Annotated in this window: 13 protein-coding genes and 2 pseudogenes; 5 read left to right on the forward strand and 10 right to left on the reverse strand. The window is 64.8% G+C overall.

The annotated features are described in order from the left end of the window. Positions 1–36: 36 nt before the first annotated feature. Both CXY73_RS10835 and CXY73_RS23235 read left to right on the forward strand, forming a co-directional pair. Positions 37–1,248, forward strand: coding sequence for a benzoate/H(+) symporter BenE family transporter (locus tag CXY73_RS10835; RefSeq protein WP_199185345.1), 1,212 nt, complete (start codon positions 37–39; stop codon positions 1,246–1,248). Positions 1,249–1,287: 39 nt separating this feature from the next. Next, entirely contained in the window at positions 1,288–1,410 is a 123-nt protein-coding gene (locus tag CXY73_RS23235) for a hypothetical protein (protein ID WP_255411383.1), read from the forward strand. A 156-nt stretch (positions 1,411–1,566) separates the two neighbouring features. Here the strand turns inward: CXY73_RS23235 and CXY73_RS10840 are convergent, their stop codons facing one another. Then, entirely contained in the window at positions 1,567–3,630 is a 2,064-nt protein-coding gene (locus CXY73_RS10840; RefSeq protein WP_104177717.1) for a M3 family metallopeptidase, read from the reverse strand. 75 nt (positions 3,631–3,705) lie between these two features. Here CXY73_RS10840 and CXY73_RS10845 point away from each other — a divergent pair. Beyond that, positions 3,706–4,139, forward strand: a pseudogene (locus CXY73_RS10845) (alpha/beta fold hydrolase). A 51-nt stretch (positions 4,140–4,190) separates the two neighbouring features. After that, a pseudogene (locus CXY73_RS10850) lies at positions 4,191–4,945 on the forward strand (class I SAM-dependent methyltransferase). Positions 4,946–4,960: 15 nt separating this feature from the next. On the opposite strand, the gene CXY73_RS10855 reads toward CXY73_RS10850, so the two are convergent. The 9 genes from CXY73_RS10855 to CXY73_RS10895 all read right to left on the reverse strand — a co-directional run bounded on the left by CXY73_RS10855 (position 4,961) and on the right by CXY73_RS10895 (position 14,937). Continuing rightward, positions 4,961–5,323 carry a GntR family transcriptional regulator gene (locus CXY73_RS10855; protein WP_104135705.1) on the reverse strand — a complete coding sequence of 121 codons (363 nt, stop codon included), beginning with the start codon at positions 5,321–5,323 and terminating at the stop codon, positions 4,961–4,963. Then, entirely contained in the window at positions 5,320–6,276 is a 957-nt protein-coding gene (locus CXY73_RS10860; protein ID WP_104177718.1) for a hypothetical protein, read from the reverse strand. Before CXY73_RS10860 ends, CXY73_RS10855 begins: the two co-directional genes overlap by 4 nt. Positions 6,277–6,355: 79 nt before the next feature. Continuing rightward, complete coding sequence (locus CXY73_RS10865; protein ID WP_104135703.1) at positions 6,356–6,625, reverse strand: hypothetical protein; 270 nt, start codon at positions 6,623–6,625, stop codon at positions 6,356–6,358. A 2-nt stretch (positions 6,626–6,627) separates the two neighbouring features. Continuing rightward, on the reverse strand, positions 6,628–7,074 hold the full coding sequence (locus CXY73_RS10870; RefSeq protein ID WP_104135702.1) for a GNAT family N-acetyltransferase: 447 nt from the start codon (positions 7,072–7,074) through the stop codon (positions 6,628–6,630). 8 nt (positions 7,075–7,082) lie between these two features. Beyond that, on the reverse strand, positions 7,083–9,677 hold the full coding sequence (gene valS, locus CXY73_RS10875; RefSeq protein WP_104177719.1) for a valine--tRNA ligase: 2,595 nt from the start codon (positions 9,675–9,677) through the stop codon (positions 7,083–7,085). 121 nt (positions 9,678–9,798) lie between these two features. After that, positions 9,799–11,457, reverse strand: coding sequence for an ABC transporter ATP-binding protein (locus tag CXY73_RS10880; RefSeq protein ID WP_104177720.1), 1,659 nt, complete (start codon positions 11,455–11,457; stop codon positions 9,799–9,801). After that, positions 11,454–12,314, reverse strand: coding sequence for an ABC transporter permease (locus CXY73_RS10885; protein WP_369831236.1), 861 nt, complete (start codon positions 12,312–12,314; stop codon positions 11,454–11,456). The genes CXY73_RS10880 and CXY73_RS10885 overlap by 4 nt, the downstream gene beginning before the upstream one ends. Next, positions 12,311–13,237 (reverse strand): ABC transporter permease, encoded by a 927-nt coding sequence (locus CXY73_RS10890; protein WP_104135756.1) that lies wholly within the window; start codon positions 13,235–13,237, stop codon positions 12,311–12,313. Before CXY73_RS10890 ends, CXY73_RS10885 begins: the two co-directional genes overlap by 4 nt. A 26-nt stretch (positions 13,238–13,263) precedes the next feature. Continuing rightward, positions 13,264–14,937, reverse strand: a complete 1,674-nt coding sequence (locus tag CXY73_RS10895) for an ABC transporter substrate-binding protein (RefSeq protein ID WP_104177721.1) — start codon at positions 14,935–14,937, stop codon at positions 13,264–13,266. 338 nt (positions 14,938–15,275) lie between these two features. Between CXY73_RS10895 and ileS the strand changes: the two genes are divergently transcribed. After that, the gene (gene ileS, locus CXY73_RS10900) at positions 15,276–18,701 is read left to right on the forward strand and encodes an isoleucine--tRNA ligase (protein ID WP_104177735.1); all 3,426 of its coding nucleotides are present in this window, start codon (positions 15,276–15,278) and stop codon (positions 18,699–18,701) included. Positions 18,702–18,744 lie beyond the last annotated feature (43 nt).

Consider the following 18,744-nt stretch of genomic DNA (forward strand, 5'->3'; position numbering starts at 1 on the left):
GCTGCATAATCGCACGGGGTGTGCGGGGGAGCGGCGATGAGTGAAAAGCAGTACTCGATCAGTATGGGCGCGACAGATGCGCTGCAGCCGATCACGACCGGTATCGTTGCTGCCATCACTGGATTTGCCAGTTCTTTCGTGCTGGTTATTGCCGGGTTACGCGCCGTTGGTGCCTCCGAAGCTCAGGCCTCTTCGGGGCTCCTGGCGCTGTGTCTGCTCGTGGGCGTGGCCTGCATTGCTTTGCCCTGGTACTTTCGGATGCCGGTTTCGTTTGCCTGGTCGACTCCGGGTGCCGCCCTCCTCGTAGCGGCGGGAACCACGACCGATAACTTCGGCGCGGCAGTGGGAGCGTTCCTGGTTTGCGGAGTGCTCATTGTGCTGTGCGGTCTCTGGCCCTTCCTCGGCCGGGTCATCACGAGCATCCCGAAGCCCCTCGCTGGGGCGATGCTGGCTGGCATTCTCTTTCCCATTTGTCTGGCACCGATTCAGGCGGCGATTGAACAACCGCTCCTGGCTATTCCGGTCCTGGTGGTGTGGCTGGTGTTGTACCGACTGGCGCCGCGCTGGGCAGTGCCGGCGGCGATGGTCGTGGCCGCCATCGGTATCGGCAGCACTGCGGGATTGAGCTGGTTGTCAGCACCAACATCCGCTCCCAGCCTGGTCTTTGTGGCTCCGGTCTTTGAACCACTCGTGATCGTGAGCGTCGGTCTGCCGTTGTTCGTCGTGACCATGGCCGGTCAGAACGTTCCCGGATTCGCCGTGCTCTCGACCTTCGGCTTTCGGCCTCCGCCGCGCTCGGTGCTGGTCTGGTCCGGCATCGGAACCATGGTCGGATCGGTCTTCGGAGCGCACAACATGAACCTGGCCGCCATCACGGCGGCTCTCATGGCCAGCCCGGATGCCCACCAGGATGCGTCGAAACGTTGGATCGCGACGGTCGCGTCGGGTTTCGGTTACCTCGTGCTGGGACTCGGGGCCGGCCTCGCCACCGCCCTTGTTGCGGCGTCGCCGCCGATCTTGATCATCGCCGTCGCGGGTCTGGCGTTGCTCGGCGCCCTCGTGACGAGTGTCACCAATGCGCTCGAGGAACCGGAGCACCGCATCAGTGCGATTGCGACGTTCCTGGTGACAGCGTCGGGCGTGACGCTCATCGGTATCGGGGCGGCGTTCTGGGGCCTCGTGGTCGGCGGGGTATTCATACTGTGGCTGGGCTGGCGACGCCCGCGCGTGCCCGGACGGCAGAGCTAGGGTCGTTCCCTGGGCCCTGTCGCTCGCAGTACTCCCACGGTGCTGGGACGGCCGGACGACGAGTGCCAGCCCGCCGATGCCTTCGAATGCGACCGCACCGAGCAGATAGACGTGACCGACGACGCAGAGGGTGACTTCGATGCTGACCAGGAGCAGGCCTGAATAACACAACCTGCCAAATACGATTGCCAAAGACGATGGCCGCTCAGGTTAGAGCCAGTTTCCGTGCTCAGGGGACAACCTGGGTGGGTGCCGGTGGGTCCGCACCCGTCAAAGCTGTCTCCTGCATTAATGCATCGACCCAGTTGATGCATCGTCCTAGTTGAGGCCGCGGCGGTCGAGCAGCGGCTGCAGCTCCGCGTCCCGGCCGCACCAGTGCCGGTAGGCCTCACGCGGATCTTTGGTGCCGCCGACACCGAGCAAACGATCCCGAAAGCGGTCGCCGTTGGCGCGGGTGAGGCCGCCTTTCGCCTTGAACCACAGGACGGTGTCGGCGTCGAGAACCTCACTCCAGATATAGGAGTAATACCCGGCGTCGTAGCCGCCCGAGAACGTGTGAGCGAAATAGGTGCTCGCATAGCGGGTGGGGATAGCCGGATTGTCGAGGCCGACGGCGGCGAGGGCATCCGCTTCGAACTGTGCAACGTCGGTGACGATCGTGTCGGCGTCGATGCGGTGCCAGGCCTGATCGAGGAGCGCTGCGGCCAGATATTCGCTGGTCAGAAAGCCCTCGTTGAAGGCAGAGGAAGCCTGGATGCGGTCGACGAGGTGTTGTGGCATCGGCTCACCGGTTTGGAAGTGGCGGGCATAGTTCGTGAGGACCTCGGGCCAGAGCATCCACATTTCGTTGACCTGGCTGGGAAATTCGACGAAGTCCCGGTATACGTTGGTGCCGGAAAATTTGGGGTAAGTCGCGCGCGCGAGCAGGCCGTGCAGGGCGTGGCCGAACTCATGGAACAGGGTCGTCACCTGGTCGTAGGTCAGCAGTGTCGGCTGACCGGCCGCCGGTCTGGACACGTTGAGGTTGTTGCAGACGACGGTGGTCTCTGTGCCGAGAAGCGTCGACTGCGAGACGAGGGCGTTCATCCAGGCCCCGCCTCGCTTGGAATCGCGGGTGTAGAAATCACCGACGTACAGCCCGACCGGCGAGCCGTCTTCGGCGAAGACTTCGAACACCCTCGACTCGGGGTGCCAGCCCACCAGATCAGGCCGCGCGGTGAAGGTCAGACCGTACAGCTTCTGGGCGGCGAAGAACACTCCGTTCGTGAGTACGCTCTCGAGCTCGAAATAGGGACGCATGGCTGCGGTATCGATGTCGAACTTCGCCCGGCGTACCTTCTCGGTGAAGAATGCCCAGTCCCAGGCCGCCAGCTCGAAGCTGCCGCCCTCGGCATCGATCACCGCCTGCAAGTCGGCCTGTTCGACCAGAGCGTTGCGGGCAGCGGCCGGTGCGAGGCGCCCGAGCAGATCCCAGACGGCGCCGGGGGTCTTGGCCGTTTCATCTGCGGTTACGTAGGCGGCATGGCTGTCGAACCCGAGCAGGCGCGCACGCTGGGCGCGCAGGTGGGTGATCTCGATCACGAGAGGCCGGTTGTCGTTGGCGGCCCCAGCGGCATCAGAACGGATGCCCCGTGCGCGGCTCGCCGTCAGCAACCGTTCCCGCACGGCACGGTTGGTCAGGCTCGCAAGGTAGGGGTGTGAGGTCGGCAGGACCAGACTGATCAGGTACTGCCCGGCGAGGCCACGGTCACGGGCGGCCTCGCCAGCAGCGGATATCTCGCCATCGGTCAGCCCGTCGAGCTCGGACGCATTGTCGATGACAAGCGCGAGTTCGTTGGTGTCGGCCAACAGGTTCTTCTCGAATTGGGTGGTCAGGGTTGACAGCCGAGAGTTGAACTGGCGAAGCTCCAACTTGTCGTCATCGCTCAGTGCAGCTCCGGCGAGGGTGAACTCGGTGAAGTACCGGTCGAGCAGGTAGAGCGACTCAGCGTCCAGTTCCAGGCTGCTGCGCTGTGCGTGCAGGGCGGCGATGCGCGCATACAGGGCTGGATCGAGCCGGATGGCGTCGGCGTGGGCTGCGAGCAGCGGAGCGAGTTCTGTTTCGAGGTCAGTGGTGAAGACATTGGAGTCGGACGAGCTTTTGTTGAAGAAGACTTCGGCGACTCGGGCAAGTGTCTGCCCGCTGCGCTCGAGCGCGACGAGCGTGTTCTCGAAGGTGGCGGCATCCGCTCGCCTGGTGATGGACTTGACGTCGGCGAGTTGTTCGCGCATGCCCTGCAGGAAGGCCGGCCGATAGTGGGCGTCCTCAATCTCGGCGAAGGGTGGCAGCTGGTGGGGCAGGGTGCTACGGGCGAAAAAGGGATTGTTTGCGGTGGAAGCCATATCCCCAGACTAGCCAAGGCTTGCGACCTGGCCGCTTGGGCTGCATCTGTCGGTGGCCCGCTATACAGTGCCTCCATGGACATCATTCTGGTTCCCGGATTCTGGCTGGACGGTTCGTCATGGTCGGCGGTGACCCCGACGCTCGTCTCGGCAGGACATCGGGTGTACCCGCTAACGCTGCCCGGGCTGGAAGGAATCCGCGCGCGGGGGTGGGTCTGAGCACGCACATTGATGCTGTCATTGCGGTGTTCGACGCTCTCAATGGGCCCGTTGACCGCCAGAAACTGTACGACCTCAGACGGTATGCCCTGCCGGTCACGGTCATCGCCTGCGAGTTTTCGTCGAGCATGCTGGCCGCGTGGATCGAACAGGGAGACGCGCATGTGTCCGAATTGAGGCACATTCTTGATGTGGAATACGTTGACTTACCGACCGGACATTGGCCGCAATTCACCCGGCCAACTGATCTTGGCGCGGCCATCCTGACAGCGGTAAGCCGTGCCGGATGATCGACTTCCGGGCTTGCGCCCAGGCCGCACCGCAAGACGTAAAATTTGACCATGACGAACCAGCCCGGAAGCTCCGAGTCCGCTCCACGGGACAAGTGCATTCACGGCTACCACGAAAGTGTGCTGCGTTCACATGCCTGGCGCACCGTGGTCAACTCTGCCGCTCGCCTGATTCCGGAACTGACCGCCAGCGCCAAGCTGCTTGACGTGGGGTGCGGCCCCGGCACGATCACGGTCGATTTGGCGCGACGCGTCTCGCCCGGCCAGGTGGTCGGTATCGACGTTTCTTCAAAGATCATCGACCACGCGGCGAAGCTGGCTGCCGATGAGGGCGTGCACAATGTGAGTTTTCAGATCGGCGACGTTTACGCACTCGACTTTGCTAACGCATCCTTTGACATCGTGCATGCCCACCAGGTGATGCAACACCTGGCTCGTCCCATTGCCGCCATGGCTGAGATTCGGCGGGTGCTGCGCCCCGGTGGCGTGTTCGCGGCCCGCGACATCGACTACGGCGGAGTGATGATCGCCCCGGCCATCAACGCCCCGGCCAGCGACGGCCTGTCCGAGTGGATGCGGTCTACCGCGAGGTGCATTACTGGAACGGCGGCGAACCCGACCCCGGGCGATTACTCAAAGCCTGTGCCGTGCGGGTGACCGAGTCGGCTTTCGCAGCCCACGCCATTGAAGCCGGCGTGGCAGACCTGGCCGACCAGAAACGGATAGCCGCTGCCTGGCGGGCGTGGGTGCACGATTCGACCGACTGGTTCGGTATGCCCCACGGCGAGATTCTCGCCCGGTCCTGACCGCGTACCCGCACCCTACGCGGGAGTATCCCGCGTCCACTCGACGCGCACCGCGCTGAGGGCCTCATCGAGGTTGGCACCGTCTCGCCGTTGCGCCTGCACGAAGCGCCGAGCGCTGGAGCGGGAGTCAGCACCGAGCTCCTGATCGGGCCGAACCCTGGTGCCGCTGCCACGACTGGTCGTGAGCAGACCCGCGGTCTCCAGGGCGGCGTAGGCGCGAGCGACAGTTCCCGCGGCCACGCGCAGATCAACCGCGAGCTGGCGCACCGCTGGCAGTCGTTGCCCAGCGGCGAGCGTTCCAGCGCGAATCTGGTCGGCCAGCTGCCCGCGAATCTGTTCGAACGGCGGCCTGGGATCGCCGTCGTCGATGGTGATCATGCTGGGTGAGCGGATGCGGCATCCGCTTTCTTGTTGCCCGTTCCGGCTACGCGCGCCAGCGGCTGCCTGGTTGCATCGAGCAGGGACAGCACTACTAGGACGCCGCCAAGGAGTGCCATCAGCAGCCCGACGATGACCTCACTGAGGCCGATGAAGGCCGCCGGCTGCACGTTGGAGACGACCCCACCGTCGCCGGGGGCGAAAACCGTCGCGGCGTTCGTCGTGGCCCAGCCGGCGAACAGGAGCACGCCGCCGAAGTAAAGAAACAACGCCCCGGAGCTCAGCTGCATGACCACCCGGGTGGCCAAAACACGCACAATCCGGTCGAGTTCGCCGAAACTTTCGGAGCGCGGGGATGAGGCGATCCGCCCGAGTGCGAATAGGGTGGCGGCGGCGAGTAGCACGGTCAGGCCAATCAAGGGCAGCCCGTAGAACCAGCCGGGGTAGGGGCCGGACGTGCTCGACCCCACGGTGATCGAGCGATAGCTGCCATCCGGCGTCGGGCTCGAGGCGAATCCGGCAACGATGGCGAAGGCGATGACCGCCGCGGCCGCGATCAGGGGAAGCAGAAATCCCCAGGCTGGGCCGTAGCTCCATGGCCGGCGTGGCAGCAGGTCGGCCGAACGTCTAGATGACCCGGTGCTGACCATGCGGGTCGGAGCCAGGGCGAAGACCAGCAGGCCGGCGACGGCGGCCAGACCGGGCGCGAGCATCAGCGGCAAGCCGTACCAGCCGGGTTGCGCGTCATTGACCAGGTTGAGCAGGCCGAGAACTACGCCGGTCACCGCGAGGACACCGATATTGCGCAGCAGGATCGTTCGGGCGAAGCGCCGGGCGGCGGCGGTCCCGGTGCCGGAGACCGTGATGCTAAGCGCCGCGGTGCGCTTGCGGCTAGTGACCCCCACGATCGCCACGATGACAAGCGTCAGCAGAATAAAAGCCAGGAAGATCATGCGCGCCACCTTATGTGTATCAATTAAGCAATACACGTGAGACTAGCACGTGTATCAATCCTCTGCTACACCTGCGGTTTCAGATCCAGTCATCGTCATCGTCATCCGTGTTGGTGGAAGGCTGGGTGATGGTGGCGCTGTCATCGACCGGGTTGAATCGAATGATGGTGCCATCGTCCAGCTCGATCACCGGCTTGGACTCCAGCCAAGTCAGCGTCCAGCGCCAGGTGCTGGTGTCCACGGCGAGGGCAGCGAGGTCCTCCTGCACAGCCTGCACAGCGATTTCCACGACGTGGGGGAGGCCGGCCGGCAAGGTGCCGCCGAGCGACCAACGAGTGCCGAGTTGCATGACTAGACGTCGATCTCGTAGGTGACCCAGTCGGTGCGGGTGCCGACCTGGTCGTAGAGCACCTGGGCGGTGGCGTTGTCGGCGGCGGTCAGCAACTGTAGCTGGGCCAGCTTGTGCTCACGCGCGTAGGCCTTGCTGAAGTCCATCAGCGCAGTGGCCACACCCTGGCCACGGGACTCCTCGGTCACGAACAGGTCATCGAGAAAGAGTGCAAGATCGCCACTGAGCGTACGCGGCACGGTGCGCAAGTGTGCGAAACCGACGAAGTCGCCGGCGTCATTGACCGCGACGGCACCGTAGAGGGGGTTGTTCGCGTCGATGATCCAGCTCCAGACCTGCAGCGCGATCTGGTCGGTCAACTCGCTCTCGTAGAACGCGCTGTAACCCTCAAACAGGCCCAGCCAGGGGAAGAAGTCCTTGTCGCCCAGCGGGCGTACGGTAACTGACATTTGGTTTCCTAACTTTCCAACACGGTGGCGAACACGATGTCAGTCACGGCGAGTTCGCTGCCGTCGACAAAGGTTAATTCTTGAATGCGGCCGACCGCTTTAAGATCGGCGGAAGCCAGGGTCAGGAGCGCGATTTCGGCGGGTGCACCGCAGATTACGGCGGAATCCAGCTCGGACTTCTGGGAGGCCTTGGCATCCGTTTTTGCCCGACGGATGCCGGTGAGCGCGCGACTGGCCAAATCCAGCAGGGCGATGTTGCCGGTGGCAACCCCATCGCTGCCGAGCAGGTCAGCCGCGACCGGCCACGGCGCGGTGTGCACCGAACCCTCGTGCGACCAAGACCAAGCTTCTTCGGTCGCGAACGGCACGAACGGTGCGAACAGGCGCAGCAGGGTGGCCAGCGCGGTGCGCAGCGCAGCAACAGCGGATGCCTGGCCGGTTCCGGGCTCGCCGTAGGCGCGCTCCTTGACCAGTTCGAGGTAGTCGTCGCAGAACGTCCAGAAGAAGCTCTCGGTGGTTTCCAGCGCGCGAGCGTGGTCGTAGTTCTCGAACGCGATCGTGGCCTGGGCAACGACGGCAGTCAGCCCGGCGAGCATGCTCTGGTCGACCGGCTCGGTCACCGGTGCGTCGATGCTGCCCTGCGACATCGACACAAACTTGCTCGCGTTGAGAATCTTGATCGCGAGGCGACGGCCGATCTTGATCTGCGTCGGGTTCTGCGGGTCGAAGGCCGCGTCGGTGCCGAGACGTGAGGAGGCCGCCCAGTAGCGCACCGCGTCGGATCCGTGCTTCTCAAGCATGTCAGCCGGGGTGACCACGTTGCCCTTCGACTTCGACATCTTCTTGCGGTCAGGGTCGACGATGAAGCCGCTGAGCGCGGCGTGCTGCCACGGCGACTTGCCGTGCTGCTGCTCGGCGCGCAGCAGGGTCGAGAACAGCCAGGTGCGAATGATGTCCTGGCCCTGCGGGCGCAGCGAGTACGGAAAGACCAGGTCGAATAGCTCCGGGTTCTGCTCCCAGCCGCCAGCGAGCTGCGGCGTGAGCGAGGAAGTGGCCCAGGTATCCATCACATCGACTTCGCCGACGAAACCGTTGGCCTGGCCGCGCTGGCCGTCGGTGTAGCCGGGTGCGGCATCCGATGAGGGGTCAACCGGCAGCAGGTCGCGGGTAGCGACGATGGGCTGGTCGAAGACCGGGTTGGAGTCAGCGTCGAGCGGATACCAGACCGGCAGGGGGACGCCGAAGAAGCGCTGGCGAGAGACGAGCCAGTCGCCGGTGAGGCCATTGACCCAGTTCTCATAGCGCACCTTCATGAATTCGGGGTGCCAGGCCAGCTCGGTGCCGTGCTCGAGCAGGCGGGCGCGCAGCTCTTCGTCGCGAGCGCCGTTGCGGATATACCACTGTCGGGTCGAGACGATTTCGAGCGGCTTGTCGCCTTTTTCGAAGAATTTCACCGCGTGCACGATCGGTTTTGGTTCGCCGATCAGGTCGCCGCTGGCTTTCAACAGCTCGACCACGGCGGCCTTGGCGCCGAACACGGTCTTACCGGCGAGCTGCGTGTAGGCTGCGCGGCCGGCCTCGGAGGTGATCACCTCGGGTATCTCGGCGATGATGCGGCCGTCGAAGCCCATGATGGCACGGTTGGGCAGGTTCAGCTCCCGCCACCAGACGACGTCGGTCACGTCGCCGAAGGTGCAAATCATGGCAATCCCCGAGCCCTTGTCCTTCTGGGCGAGGTGGTGGGCGAGAACGGGAACCTCGACACCGAACACGGGGGTGGTCACCGTGGTGCCGAACAGGTGCTTGTACCGTTCGTCATCCGGATGCGCCACCAGGGCCACGCAGGCCGGCATCAGCTCCGGACGGGTCGTTTCGATCTCGATTGTCGTGCCATCCGGCTTCAGGAACGATACCCGATGGTAGGCGGCCGGCATATCCTTGTCTTCGAGTTCGGCCTGGGCCACCGCGGTGCGGAACGTGACGTCCCACAGGGTCGGTGCCATCGCCTGGTAGGCCTCGCCGCGCTCGACGTTGCCGAGGAAGGCCAGCTGCGAGGTGTACAGCGCTTCCTTGCCGATGGTGCGGTAGGTCTGGGTCCAATCAACGCTCAGGCCGAGGGTGCGCCAGAGTGCCTCGAATTGCTTCTCATCTTCTTTGGTGAGGGTCTCGCACAGTTCAATGAAGTTGCGGCGGCTGATCGGCAGCTGGTCGGCGGCCTTCGAGCTCTTGCCGTCGCCGCCCTCGAACGGCGGAACGAAGTTGTCGGTATAGCCGAGGGAGGGGTCGCAGCGCACACCATAGTAGTTCTGCACCCGACGCTCGGTGGGCAGGCCGTTGTCGTCCCAGCCCATCGGGTAGAACACGTTCTTGCCACGCATGCGCTGAAAGCGGGCGATGACATCCGTGTGGGTGTACGAGAACACGTGGCCGATGTGCAGCGATCCGGAGGCGGTCGGCGGGGGAGTGTCGATCGAGTAAATCGACTCGCGGGTGGCGTTCTCCCGAGCGAAGCGATAAGTGCCATCGGACTCCCAGCGGGACTCCCATTTGGCTTCAAGCCCTTCGAGGACGGGCTTTTCTGGGACGCGATCGGCGGTGGTCATAGTTCTCCGGTTCGTATGTGGCACCGTGTCGATGATGAGGTGCCTAAGTCTGCCCATCCAATCTACCCGATCGGCTCTTTTTCCTTGAACGGGCAGAACCGTGGAGCGCGTCGGCAGGTGTTTACCCGAGTAATCGGGGCACAGCCTTGAGCAATTGCACCGAATACGGATGCTGCGGTGCGGCGAACACGCGCGCCGCCGGTCCGCTCTCCACGATGCGTCCGCTGCGCATCACCGCGACATCGTCGCTGATATGCTGCACGACCCCGAGGTCGTGCGAAATAAAGATCAGGCTGAGTCCGCGCTCCCGCTGCACGTCGTCGAGGAGATCGAGCACCTGCGCCTGAACACTCACGTCGAGGGAAGAGACGGGCTCGTCGCAGATAAGGATTTCGGGACGCCCGGCCAGTGCCCTGGCGATACCGACGCGCTGGCGCTGTCCGCCGGAAAGTTCGAGCGGGCGCCGCGACAGCACTGTTCCGGCCAGTCCGACTTCGTCTAACAGCGTCGTGAGCCGGGCAAGGCTCTGCGGCGACCGCCGCGAACCCCGTGAGTGGGTGAGCGCGGAACCGAGGGCATCCGCGAGAATCTCCGCGACGCTGCGGCGTGGATCGAACGAGCCGAGGGCATCCTGATAGATCGCCCCAACGCCTGGACGCCGCCCCCGCCGTTTCTTCTCGGCGATCGAACTCCACGGCCGGCCGAACAGCTGTACCTCGCCCTGCTCCGGCTCCAGCAGCGCGAGCACCAGGCGAGCCGTCGTGGTTTTTCCGGAGCCTGACTCACCGACGATACCGAGGGTGCTGCCCCGGTGCAACGCGAACGAGACATCGTCGACGGCGAGCTGCCGACTGCCATCTGGACGCCGAAAACTCCTGGTCAGGCCGATGGCCTCAAGCACGATTTCGCCCTGCTCTGTGGCGGTCGGGGCTGGAGCCGGTGAACGGGGAATAGTGCGGGCGGCGGGGGAATCCATGGGGCTCAGCCGGGTGCCGCGCGGCTTATCGGCCGGAACAGCAGCGACCATGCTGCGCGTCTGTTCGTGCTGCGGGGAACCCAGCACCTGTTCGGTCGGGCCGGATTCAATGAGCAGGCCGTCGTGCATCAAGGCAACCCGATCGGCGATACGGCTCACCACTGCAAGGTCGTGGCTGATCAAAAGCAGGGCGGTGCCGCTCCGTTTGATCTGCTCGAGCAACGCCAGAATCTGCGCCTGCACGGTCACGTCGAGCGCCGTCGTCGGTTCGTCGGCGATGAGCAGCGGTGGATCCAGTGCGATCGCGGCTGCGATGAGCGCCCGCTGGCGTTCTCCGCCGGAAAGCTGGCCCGACCGTTTCTGTACCTGGTGGGCAGGGTCGGGCAACCCGACCGCATCGAGCAGTTCGATCACTCGGCGGGCACGAGCCGCAGCCCCCAGGGTCGTGTGCAGCCGCAGCGAGTCGGCGATCTCCCGCCCGATCGGCCGAAGCGGGTCGAGGGAGACCAGGGCATCTTGCAGCACCAGGCCGACGTCCTTGCCGCGCCGAGACTCCCAGGCCCGGTCGGTCAACCCCTGCACGCTACGCCCGCCGAGGTCGAGCCGGTCGGCCTGTACCCGGGCGTTACCGCCGGCGAGTCCGAGCAGGCTGCGCGCGGTGACACTTTTGCCCGAACCGGATTCGCCGACGATGGCGAGGCACTCGCCCGGCGCTATCTCGAACGACACTCCTCTCACAACCGGCTCGGCGGCGCCGAAGCCAACACGCAGGTTGTGTACGGTCAGCGCTGCGGTGGCGCTCATGCGTGCCGCATTCGTCGGTCGATGCTGCGGCCGAGCACGGTGGCGGTCACGGCGGTGAGCACGATGAACACACCGGGAAAAAAACTCATCCACCAGGCCGAGGTGATGTAGGTACGTCCGGCCGAGAGCATCGCGCCCCACTCTGCGGTCGGCGGTTCGGCACCGAGGCCGAGATAGCTCAGTGTTGCGGCCCAGACGATCGCCTGGCCGACGCCGAGAGTCGCGAGCACGAACAGCGGCGCGAGCGTATTGGGCAGAATATGACGCGCCAATATCTGCCAGCGGGTGCGGCCGAGCACGGTCGCGGCCTCGACGAAGGCGGCACCGCGCACGGCGATAAGCTGCGCGCGAATGATGCGAGCGTAGCCAGGGGCGGTGGACAGCCCGACCGCGATCGTCGCCGTCGCCACGCCGGGGCCGAACACCAGGATGAACAGCAGGGCTAACAGTAGACCGGGAAACGCGAACAGCACCTCAAGAAACCGGTTCACGGTGAAGTCGACGACCGGGCCGAGCATTCCGGCCAGGGTGCCGAGTACCACGCCGAGCCCCAGGCCGATCGCCGTCGCGGCGAGACCGATCACGAGCGAGTACTGGGTGCCATGCACGACCCGGGTATAAATATCGCGACCGGATTCGTCGGTGCCAAAACCGTGCGCGAAGGTCGGCGGCGAAAACGCCGCCAGCGGGTCGATTGCGAGTGGATCGCCAGGGGCCAGAAACTGCGGCACCACTGCCGCGATCAACAGAAAGAGGGCGAGCAAGCCGGCCAGGCCCTCGGCCACTGCCAGACGTCGTGGCCGAACGGACTGGCTGGAATACGCGGCCAGCTCGGCCTGCACCTCGAGATCGCTCACGAGAGTCGCAGCCGGGGATCGACCAGGCGACTGACGGCATCCGTCAGCAAAGTCATCAGAATATAGGCAACGGCGACGATCATCACGACGCCGATTACCACCGGAACATCGCGCAGGGTAACCGCGTTCAGCAGGGTGCGGCCAAGCCCTGGCCGGGCGAAAATGGTCTCGACGACGACAGCGCCACTGATCAGTGAGCCAAAGGCCCAGCCGGAGAGGCTGATCGCCGGCAGGGAGGCATGGCGCAGCGCGTGGATCCAGCGCACACCGCGCGCGCCCTCGCCGCGCGCCCGCGCCGAGAGCACGAACGGGCTTTCCAGGGCGATCAGCAATGATTCGCGCATGATCTGCCCGAGGAAGCCGGCCAGCGGAATGGCCAGGGTGAACACCGGTAAGACCAGTCCGGCCACTCCAGCGGTGCTGATCGGGGGCAGGACGCCGAGCCAGATGCTGAACACGACGATGAGTGAGGTCGCGAGCCAGAAGTGCGGCAGCGCCGCGGCGACGATTTCGAGGCTCGACCCCACCCGCGCGGCGACCCGACCACCGCGCGTCGACCAGGTGGCCAGTGCCAGCGCGATCACCCAGGCCAGGCCGAGGGCGAGCACGGCGAGCAGCAGGGTGCCGCCGAGCTGGGCCAGAACGAGCGGACCGACCTCCATATTAAGGGCGTAGGACCGCCCGAGGTCACCGGTCGCGAGGCGACCAAGCTGGGTGAGGTACTGAGTGAAGACGGGCTGGTCGAAGCCGTATTCGGCGGTGACCGCCGCGAGTGCTTCGGGAGAGGCCTGCGAACCAGGGCCACCGAGCACAGCCTGGGCCGGGTCGCCGGGAATCAACCGCACCGCAAAAAAAGTGACGGATGCCACGGCCCATAGCACGAAGACCGCTCCGGCCAGGCGCACGCCGAGTCGGCCGAGCATCCGCAGCCCGGAGCGATCGGTCGACGCTACCGGTTCAGCCACGCGTCGTACAGCGTGGGCACGGCCACGGTCGGCAGCGTGCGCAGGCCAACAACGTCGTTGCGCAGCAGATAGTGGTTCTGCTGGTCGTAGAGAGGCAGAATGTAGAAGCCCTCTAAAATGCGCTCCTGCGCTTCGGCGTAGAGCGACGTGCGCTCCTTCTCATCCGCGGTTTGGGCCGCAGTCGTGAGCAGTTCATCGATCTCGGGGTCGTTGACCTGGGCGAGGTTGGCGAAGTACCCGCTCGGGGCCGGCACGATGCTGTCGGAGTGATACAGAATACGCAGCACGTCGGGGCCGACCTTGGTATACGGCGCGCTTACGGCGTCGTAGTCGTTGGTGGCGAGCGCGGCGTACCAGCTGGAGAGATCCATCGGGGCGAGCTTCACTTCGAAACCGGTCTCTTTGGCCGTGGCCTGGATCTGTTCAAACACGCTCTGCTCGGCCGGAATGGACTGGTTGGTGCTCACTGGAAATTCCACCGAGAGTCGCACGCCGTCTTTGACACGGTAGCCGGCGGCATCCGTTTCACTCCAGCCGGCCGCATCAAGCAGTTCCTCGGCAGCGGACGGGGCGTAGTCAAACAGGGCATCGTTCGACACGCCCATGGTCTCGACGCTCGACAGGGCCGAGTACGACCGGGTGGCGGTGCCCTGGAACAGGCTTGAGACGGCGGCGTCGACGTTCGCCGAGCGGATGAACGCCTCACGAACCCGCACATCGTTGAACGGTGCCTGACCCGAGTTCAGTTCAATGCGGTTGGAGGCGCCGGGGCGCGGCGAGTCCAGCTGCTCGATCGAATCGCTCTGCTTGGCCTGCACAATGGTGTCGGGTTGGGCGTTGTCGATCACGTCGACCTCGCCGGACTGCAGCGCGGCGTAACGGGAGGCCGAGTCGGGAATGAAGCGCCAGATAACCTTGTCGAGGTAGGCAGGGCCGGAATGAGCGGCATCCTCCGGCGGGGAGACATAATTCTCATTGCGCACGAGCGTGATCGCGTTCTGCTTGACCCAGCTCTCAACGACGAACGGGCCGGTGCCCACCGGGGTGGCACAGTTCTCGTCCTGGCTGCGCTCAAGCGCCGCAGGGGATTCCATCGCAAGCCACACCTGCGACAGCGACTCGAGCAGAGCGCTGTCGGGTTCGGTCAGCGTAAAACGCACAACAGTGGGGGAGACGGCCTCAACTCGGGCAACTTTGCCGAGGGCGAGGTATCCGGTCGAGGACAGCGTTTCGGGGTCTTGCAGGTGGGCGATATTCGCCTGCACGGCTGCGGCGTCGAAGACGGTTCCGTCGGTGAAAGTGACGTCGCCGCGCAGGGTGAAGTCCCAGGTCAGGCCGTCGCCGCTCGGCGTCCAGGACTCGGCCAGCCACGGAATGATCTGGCCGGAGGAATCGCGGGAGACCAGCGACTCCAGGTACTGCGCGCTAATCATTCCCTGCGGAAAGTTTCCGCCGACGTGCGGGTCGAGGCAGTTCGGTTCGGCGTCGCCCGAGGCATAGGTGAGGGTGCCGCTGCTTCGCGGCTCGCCGACGGGGTCGTTTGAGGAGGTCGGCGTGCAGCCGGCGACCAGCAGGCCGACGGTGACCAGGCCGACAAGAGCTCCGAGGGCGCGAGTGGTGCGCGTTGCAGTAGTGATCGGGGCGAGCTGAGCGGGCATTCACAAACTCTTTCCCCGACATCCGTTGCCGAGTTGGTCTCAACTGAACCGACCCATCGTGCGAATGGGCCGACCCATAACACTAACGCCGTTTCGCTCCGGTATAATCGAAGCTGGATGACAGTGACCCGGCCATCACCGGGAAGTCTTCGGAAGAACGAATGTTCACCCTCGGGTAAACGTCTTAGTAGAACCGAACGAGTCGGGCCCGTTACAGCCTGTGAACAAGCGGTCGCTCGCGGTATTGGGCGGCAAGCGAGGTGGTACCGCGGCGATTTCTACAGAATCGTTCGTCCTCGTGGAGCAGGGCCCCAGCGACCCGTCCCGGTAGGAGAAACATTTTGTACCCGAAGAACCGAAACGCCCCTGACAGCGTGTCTAGCGGGGCCATCGTTCCCTCCCCGAACTTTCCCGCACTCGAAAACGAGGTGCTCGAATTCTGGAAGAACGACGACACCTTTCAGGCCTCGATCGACCAGCGTGACGGTGCCGAGGAATGGACCTTCTACGACGGCCCGCCGTTCGCCAACGGCCTGCCGCATTACGGGCACCTGCTCACTGGCTACGCCAAAGACCTATTCCCCCGGTTTCAGACCATGCGCGGCAAGCAGGTGCACCGCCGGTTCGGTTGGGACACCCACGGTCTGCCGGCCGAACTGGAGGCCGAACGCAAGCTCGGCATCACCGACAAGAGCCAAATCGAAGAGATGGGCCTCGCCGCGTTCAACACGGTCGCCCGGGAGTCGGTGCTCGAGTACACCAAGGACTGGGAAGAGTACGTCACTCGCCAAGCCCGCTGGGTCGACTTTGACAACGACTACAAGACCCTCGACATCACCTTCATGGAGTCGGTGATCTGGGCCTTCAAACAGCTGCACACCAAGGGACTCGCCTATGAGGGCTACCGGGTGTTGCCGTATTGCTGGCGTGACCAGACCCCGCTCTCCAACCATGAACTGCGCATGGACGACGACGTCTACAAGATGCGCCAGGACCAGACCGTCACGGTCACCTTTCCGCTGATCGGCACCAAGGCCGAAGCCCTCGGCCTGACCGCGGTGCGCGCCTTGGCCTGGACCACCACCCCGTGGACCCTGCCATCCAACATGGCCCTCGCCGTCGGCCCCGACATCGTCTACGCCGTTGTTCCAGCCGGCCCAAACGGCACCCCGGACGCCGAGGTGCTGCGGGAAAGCGCTGACTCCACGGCTGCCGCCCCGCTCGGTTTGGTAGAAGTACTCGGCGCCGAATACCTGATCGCTATCGACCTAGTCGGCAACTATGCCAAGGACTTGGGCTACGAGTCGGCGGCGGACGCCGTCGCATCCGTTTCGCGCACTGTTACCGGCACCGAGCTCGCCGGCGTCGGCTACGATCGCCTGTTCGACTACTACGCCGACACCGCAGTCTGGGGCACCGAGCAGGCCTGGCGATTTGTCATCGCCGACTATGTCACCACGAGCGACGGCACCGGCATCGTGCACCAGGCTCCCGCCTACGGTGAGGAGGACCAGAAGGTTTGCGAGGCCGCCGGTATCCCAGTCATCCTCTCCCTCGACGACGGCGGAAAGTTTCTCAGCGACATTCCCGAGGTGGCCGGTCAGCTTTGGAGCGACGCCAACAAGCCTCTCACCGCGCTGCTCAAAGCCAACGGCCGGCTGCTGCGCCAGGCCAGCTACGAGCACTCTTACCCGCACTGCTGGCGCTGCCGCAACCCGCTCATCTATAAGGCCGTGTCGAGCTGGTTCGTGCGCGTCACCGACTTTCGCCCGCGCATGGTCGAGCTCAACCAGGAGGTGAACTGGGTTCCGGAGAACGTGAAAGACGGACAGTTCGGCAAGTGGATCGGCAATGCCCGCGACTGGTCGATCAGCCGCAACCGCTACTGGGGTTCACCCATCCCTGTCTGGAAGAGCGACAACCCCGATTACCCCCGAACGGATGTCTACGGCTCGCTCGACGAGCTCGAGGCCGACTTCGGCGTGCGCCCTACCGACCTGCACCGGCCCTACATCGACGAACTTATCCGCCCGAACCCCGATGACCCCACCGGCCAGTCCACGATGCGCCGCATCGATGACGTGCTCGACGTCTGGTTCGATTCCGGCTCGATGCCCTTCGCCCAGGTGCACTATCCGTTCGAGAATCGGGAATGGTTCGAAGCGCACAACCCGGCCGACTTCATCGTTGAGTACATCGGACAGACCCGAGGCTGGTTCTACCTGCTACACGTACTCTCTACCGCACTGTTCGACCGGCCCGCCTTCAAGAACGTCGTCAGTCACGGCATCGTGCTCGGCAACGACGGCCAGAAAATGAGCAAGTCGTTGCGTAACTACCCCGACGTCAACGAGGTCTTCGACCGCGACGGCGCCGACGCCATGCGCTGGTTCCTGATGAGCTCGCCGGTGCTGCGCGGCGGCAACCTCGTCGTCACCGAGGAAGGCATCCGCGAGGCCGCCCGCCAGGTCATGCTGCCGCTCTGGAGCACCTGGTATTTCTTCTCCCTTTACGCCAACGCGTCCGGCACCGACGGTACCACCGGCTACAACGCCAGCTGGCGCACCGATTCCACCGACGTGCTCGACCGTTACCTACTCGCCAAGACCCGCGACCTCATCGTCGGCGTCACCAACGACCTCGAAGCGCTCGACAGCACGGTCGCCGCCGCCCGCCTGCGGGACTTCGCCGACGTGCTCACGAACTGGTATGTGCGCCGGTCCCGCGACCGATTCTGGGGTGGCGCCGCCGCCGAAGCCACCGCCCACGAGGCATTTGACACCCTGTACACCGTGCTCGAAACCGTCTGCCGGGTCACGGCTCCGCTGCTGCCGCTCGTTACAGAGCGCATTTGGCAGGGCCTCACCGGCGGTCGCAGTGTGCACCTGGAAGACTGGCCGGATGCCACCCTGTTCCCGGCCGACGAAGAACTCGTCACCGCGATGGACCAGGTTCGCCTGATCAGCAGCACCGTGCTGTCGCTGCGCAAACAGGCCGGCCTGCGCGTGCGCCTGCCGTTGACCAACCTCACCGTCGTCACCGGCAACACCGCCGCACTATCGGCGTTCGTCGGCATCCTGCGCGACGAACTCAACGTGAAAACGGTCACGCTGATCGAGTTCGAAGATGACAGCGCTGCCGCCTACGGTGTCACGAGCAAGCTCGTCGTCAACGCTCGGGCCGCTGGTCCCCGCCTCGGCAAGCAGGTGCAGCAGGTGATCAAGGCCGCTAGCGCCGGTGACTGGAGTGAGACCGACGGCATCGTGACGGCCGGCGGCGTCGCTCTCGAGCCAAGCGAGTTCGAACTGACCCTTGAGGCGAACAACGAGGCGGGTGACGGTGCAACCGCCCTGGCCTTGCTGCCCGGCGGCGGTTTCGCCCTGCTCGCTACCAGCACCACGCCCGAACTCGAGGCCGAGGGTTTTGCCCGCGACCTCATTCGGGCCGTGCAGGACACCCGCAAGTCGGCCGGTTTTTCGGTGAGCGACCGTATCCGTCTCGATCTGCTGTTTCAGAATGAAGCGGATGCCGACTCCTTCGACCTCGCTCTCGAGGTGAACGTTGCGCACGAAACCCTTGCCACGACGTTCACCACCCATCGCCCGTCGCAGGGCGAATTCTCCGCCACTCTGCCGCCCGAGTGGCTCGAAGCGCGCGTCGGCGCGCCCGTCGAGCACTACGTACGGTTTGAAGCCGATCACTATGTTAATGTGGGCGCCGTCATTGTTGCCGTCGCACGCGTGAATGGAGCAGTCTTTGTCTGACCACAACGACATCGAGAACAACGATGCCGAAAGCACCGATTGG

This window comes from Cryobacterium sp. Y50 (assembly GCF_002929805.1).
Lineage (GTDB): Bacteria > Actinomycetota > Actinomycetes > Actinomycetales > Microbacteriaceae > Cryobacterium.

Coding starts and splice junctions, on each gene's coding strand:
- CXY73_RS10835 (WP_199185345.1), top strand. CDS start 37: ATGAGTGAAAAGCAGTACTCGATCAGTATGGGCGCGACAGATGCGCTG.
- CXY73_RS10840 (WP_104177717.1), bottom strand. CDS start 3,630: ATGGCTTCCACCGCAAACAATCCCTTTTTCGCCCGTAGCACCCTGCCC.
- CXY73_RS10855 (WP_104135705.1), bottom strand. CDS start 5,323: ATGATCACCATCGACGACGGCGATCCCAGGCCGCCGTTCGAACAGATT.
- CXY73_RS10860 (WP_104177718.1), bottom strand. CDS start 6,276: ATGATCTTCCTGGCTTTTATTCTGCTGACGCTTGTCATCGTGGCGATC.
- CXY73_RS10865 (WP_104135703.1), bottom strand. CDS start 6,625: ATGCAACTCGGCACTCGTTGGTCGCTCGGCGGCACCTTGCCGGCCGGC.
- CXY73_RS10870 (WP_104135702.1), bottom strand. CDS start 7,074: ATGTCAGTTACCGTACGCCCGCTGGGCGACAAGGACTTCTTCCCCTGG.
- valS (WP_104177719.1), bottom strand. CDS start 9,677: ATGACCACCGCCGATCGCGTCCCAGAAAAGCCCGTCCTCGAAGGGCTT.
- CXY73_RS10880 (WP_104177720.1), bottom strand. CDS start 11,457: ATGAGCGCCACCGCAGCGCTGACCGTACACAACCTGCGTGTTGGCTTC.
- CXY73_RS10890 (WP_104135756.1), bottom strand. CDS start 13,237: ATGCTCGGCCGACTCGGCGTGCGCCTGGCCGGAGCGGTCTTCGTGCTA.
- CXY73_RS10895 (WP_104177721.1), bottom strand. CDS start 14,937: ATGCCCGCTCAGCTCGCCCCGATCACTACTGCAACGCGCACCACTCGC.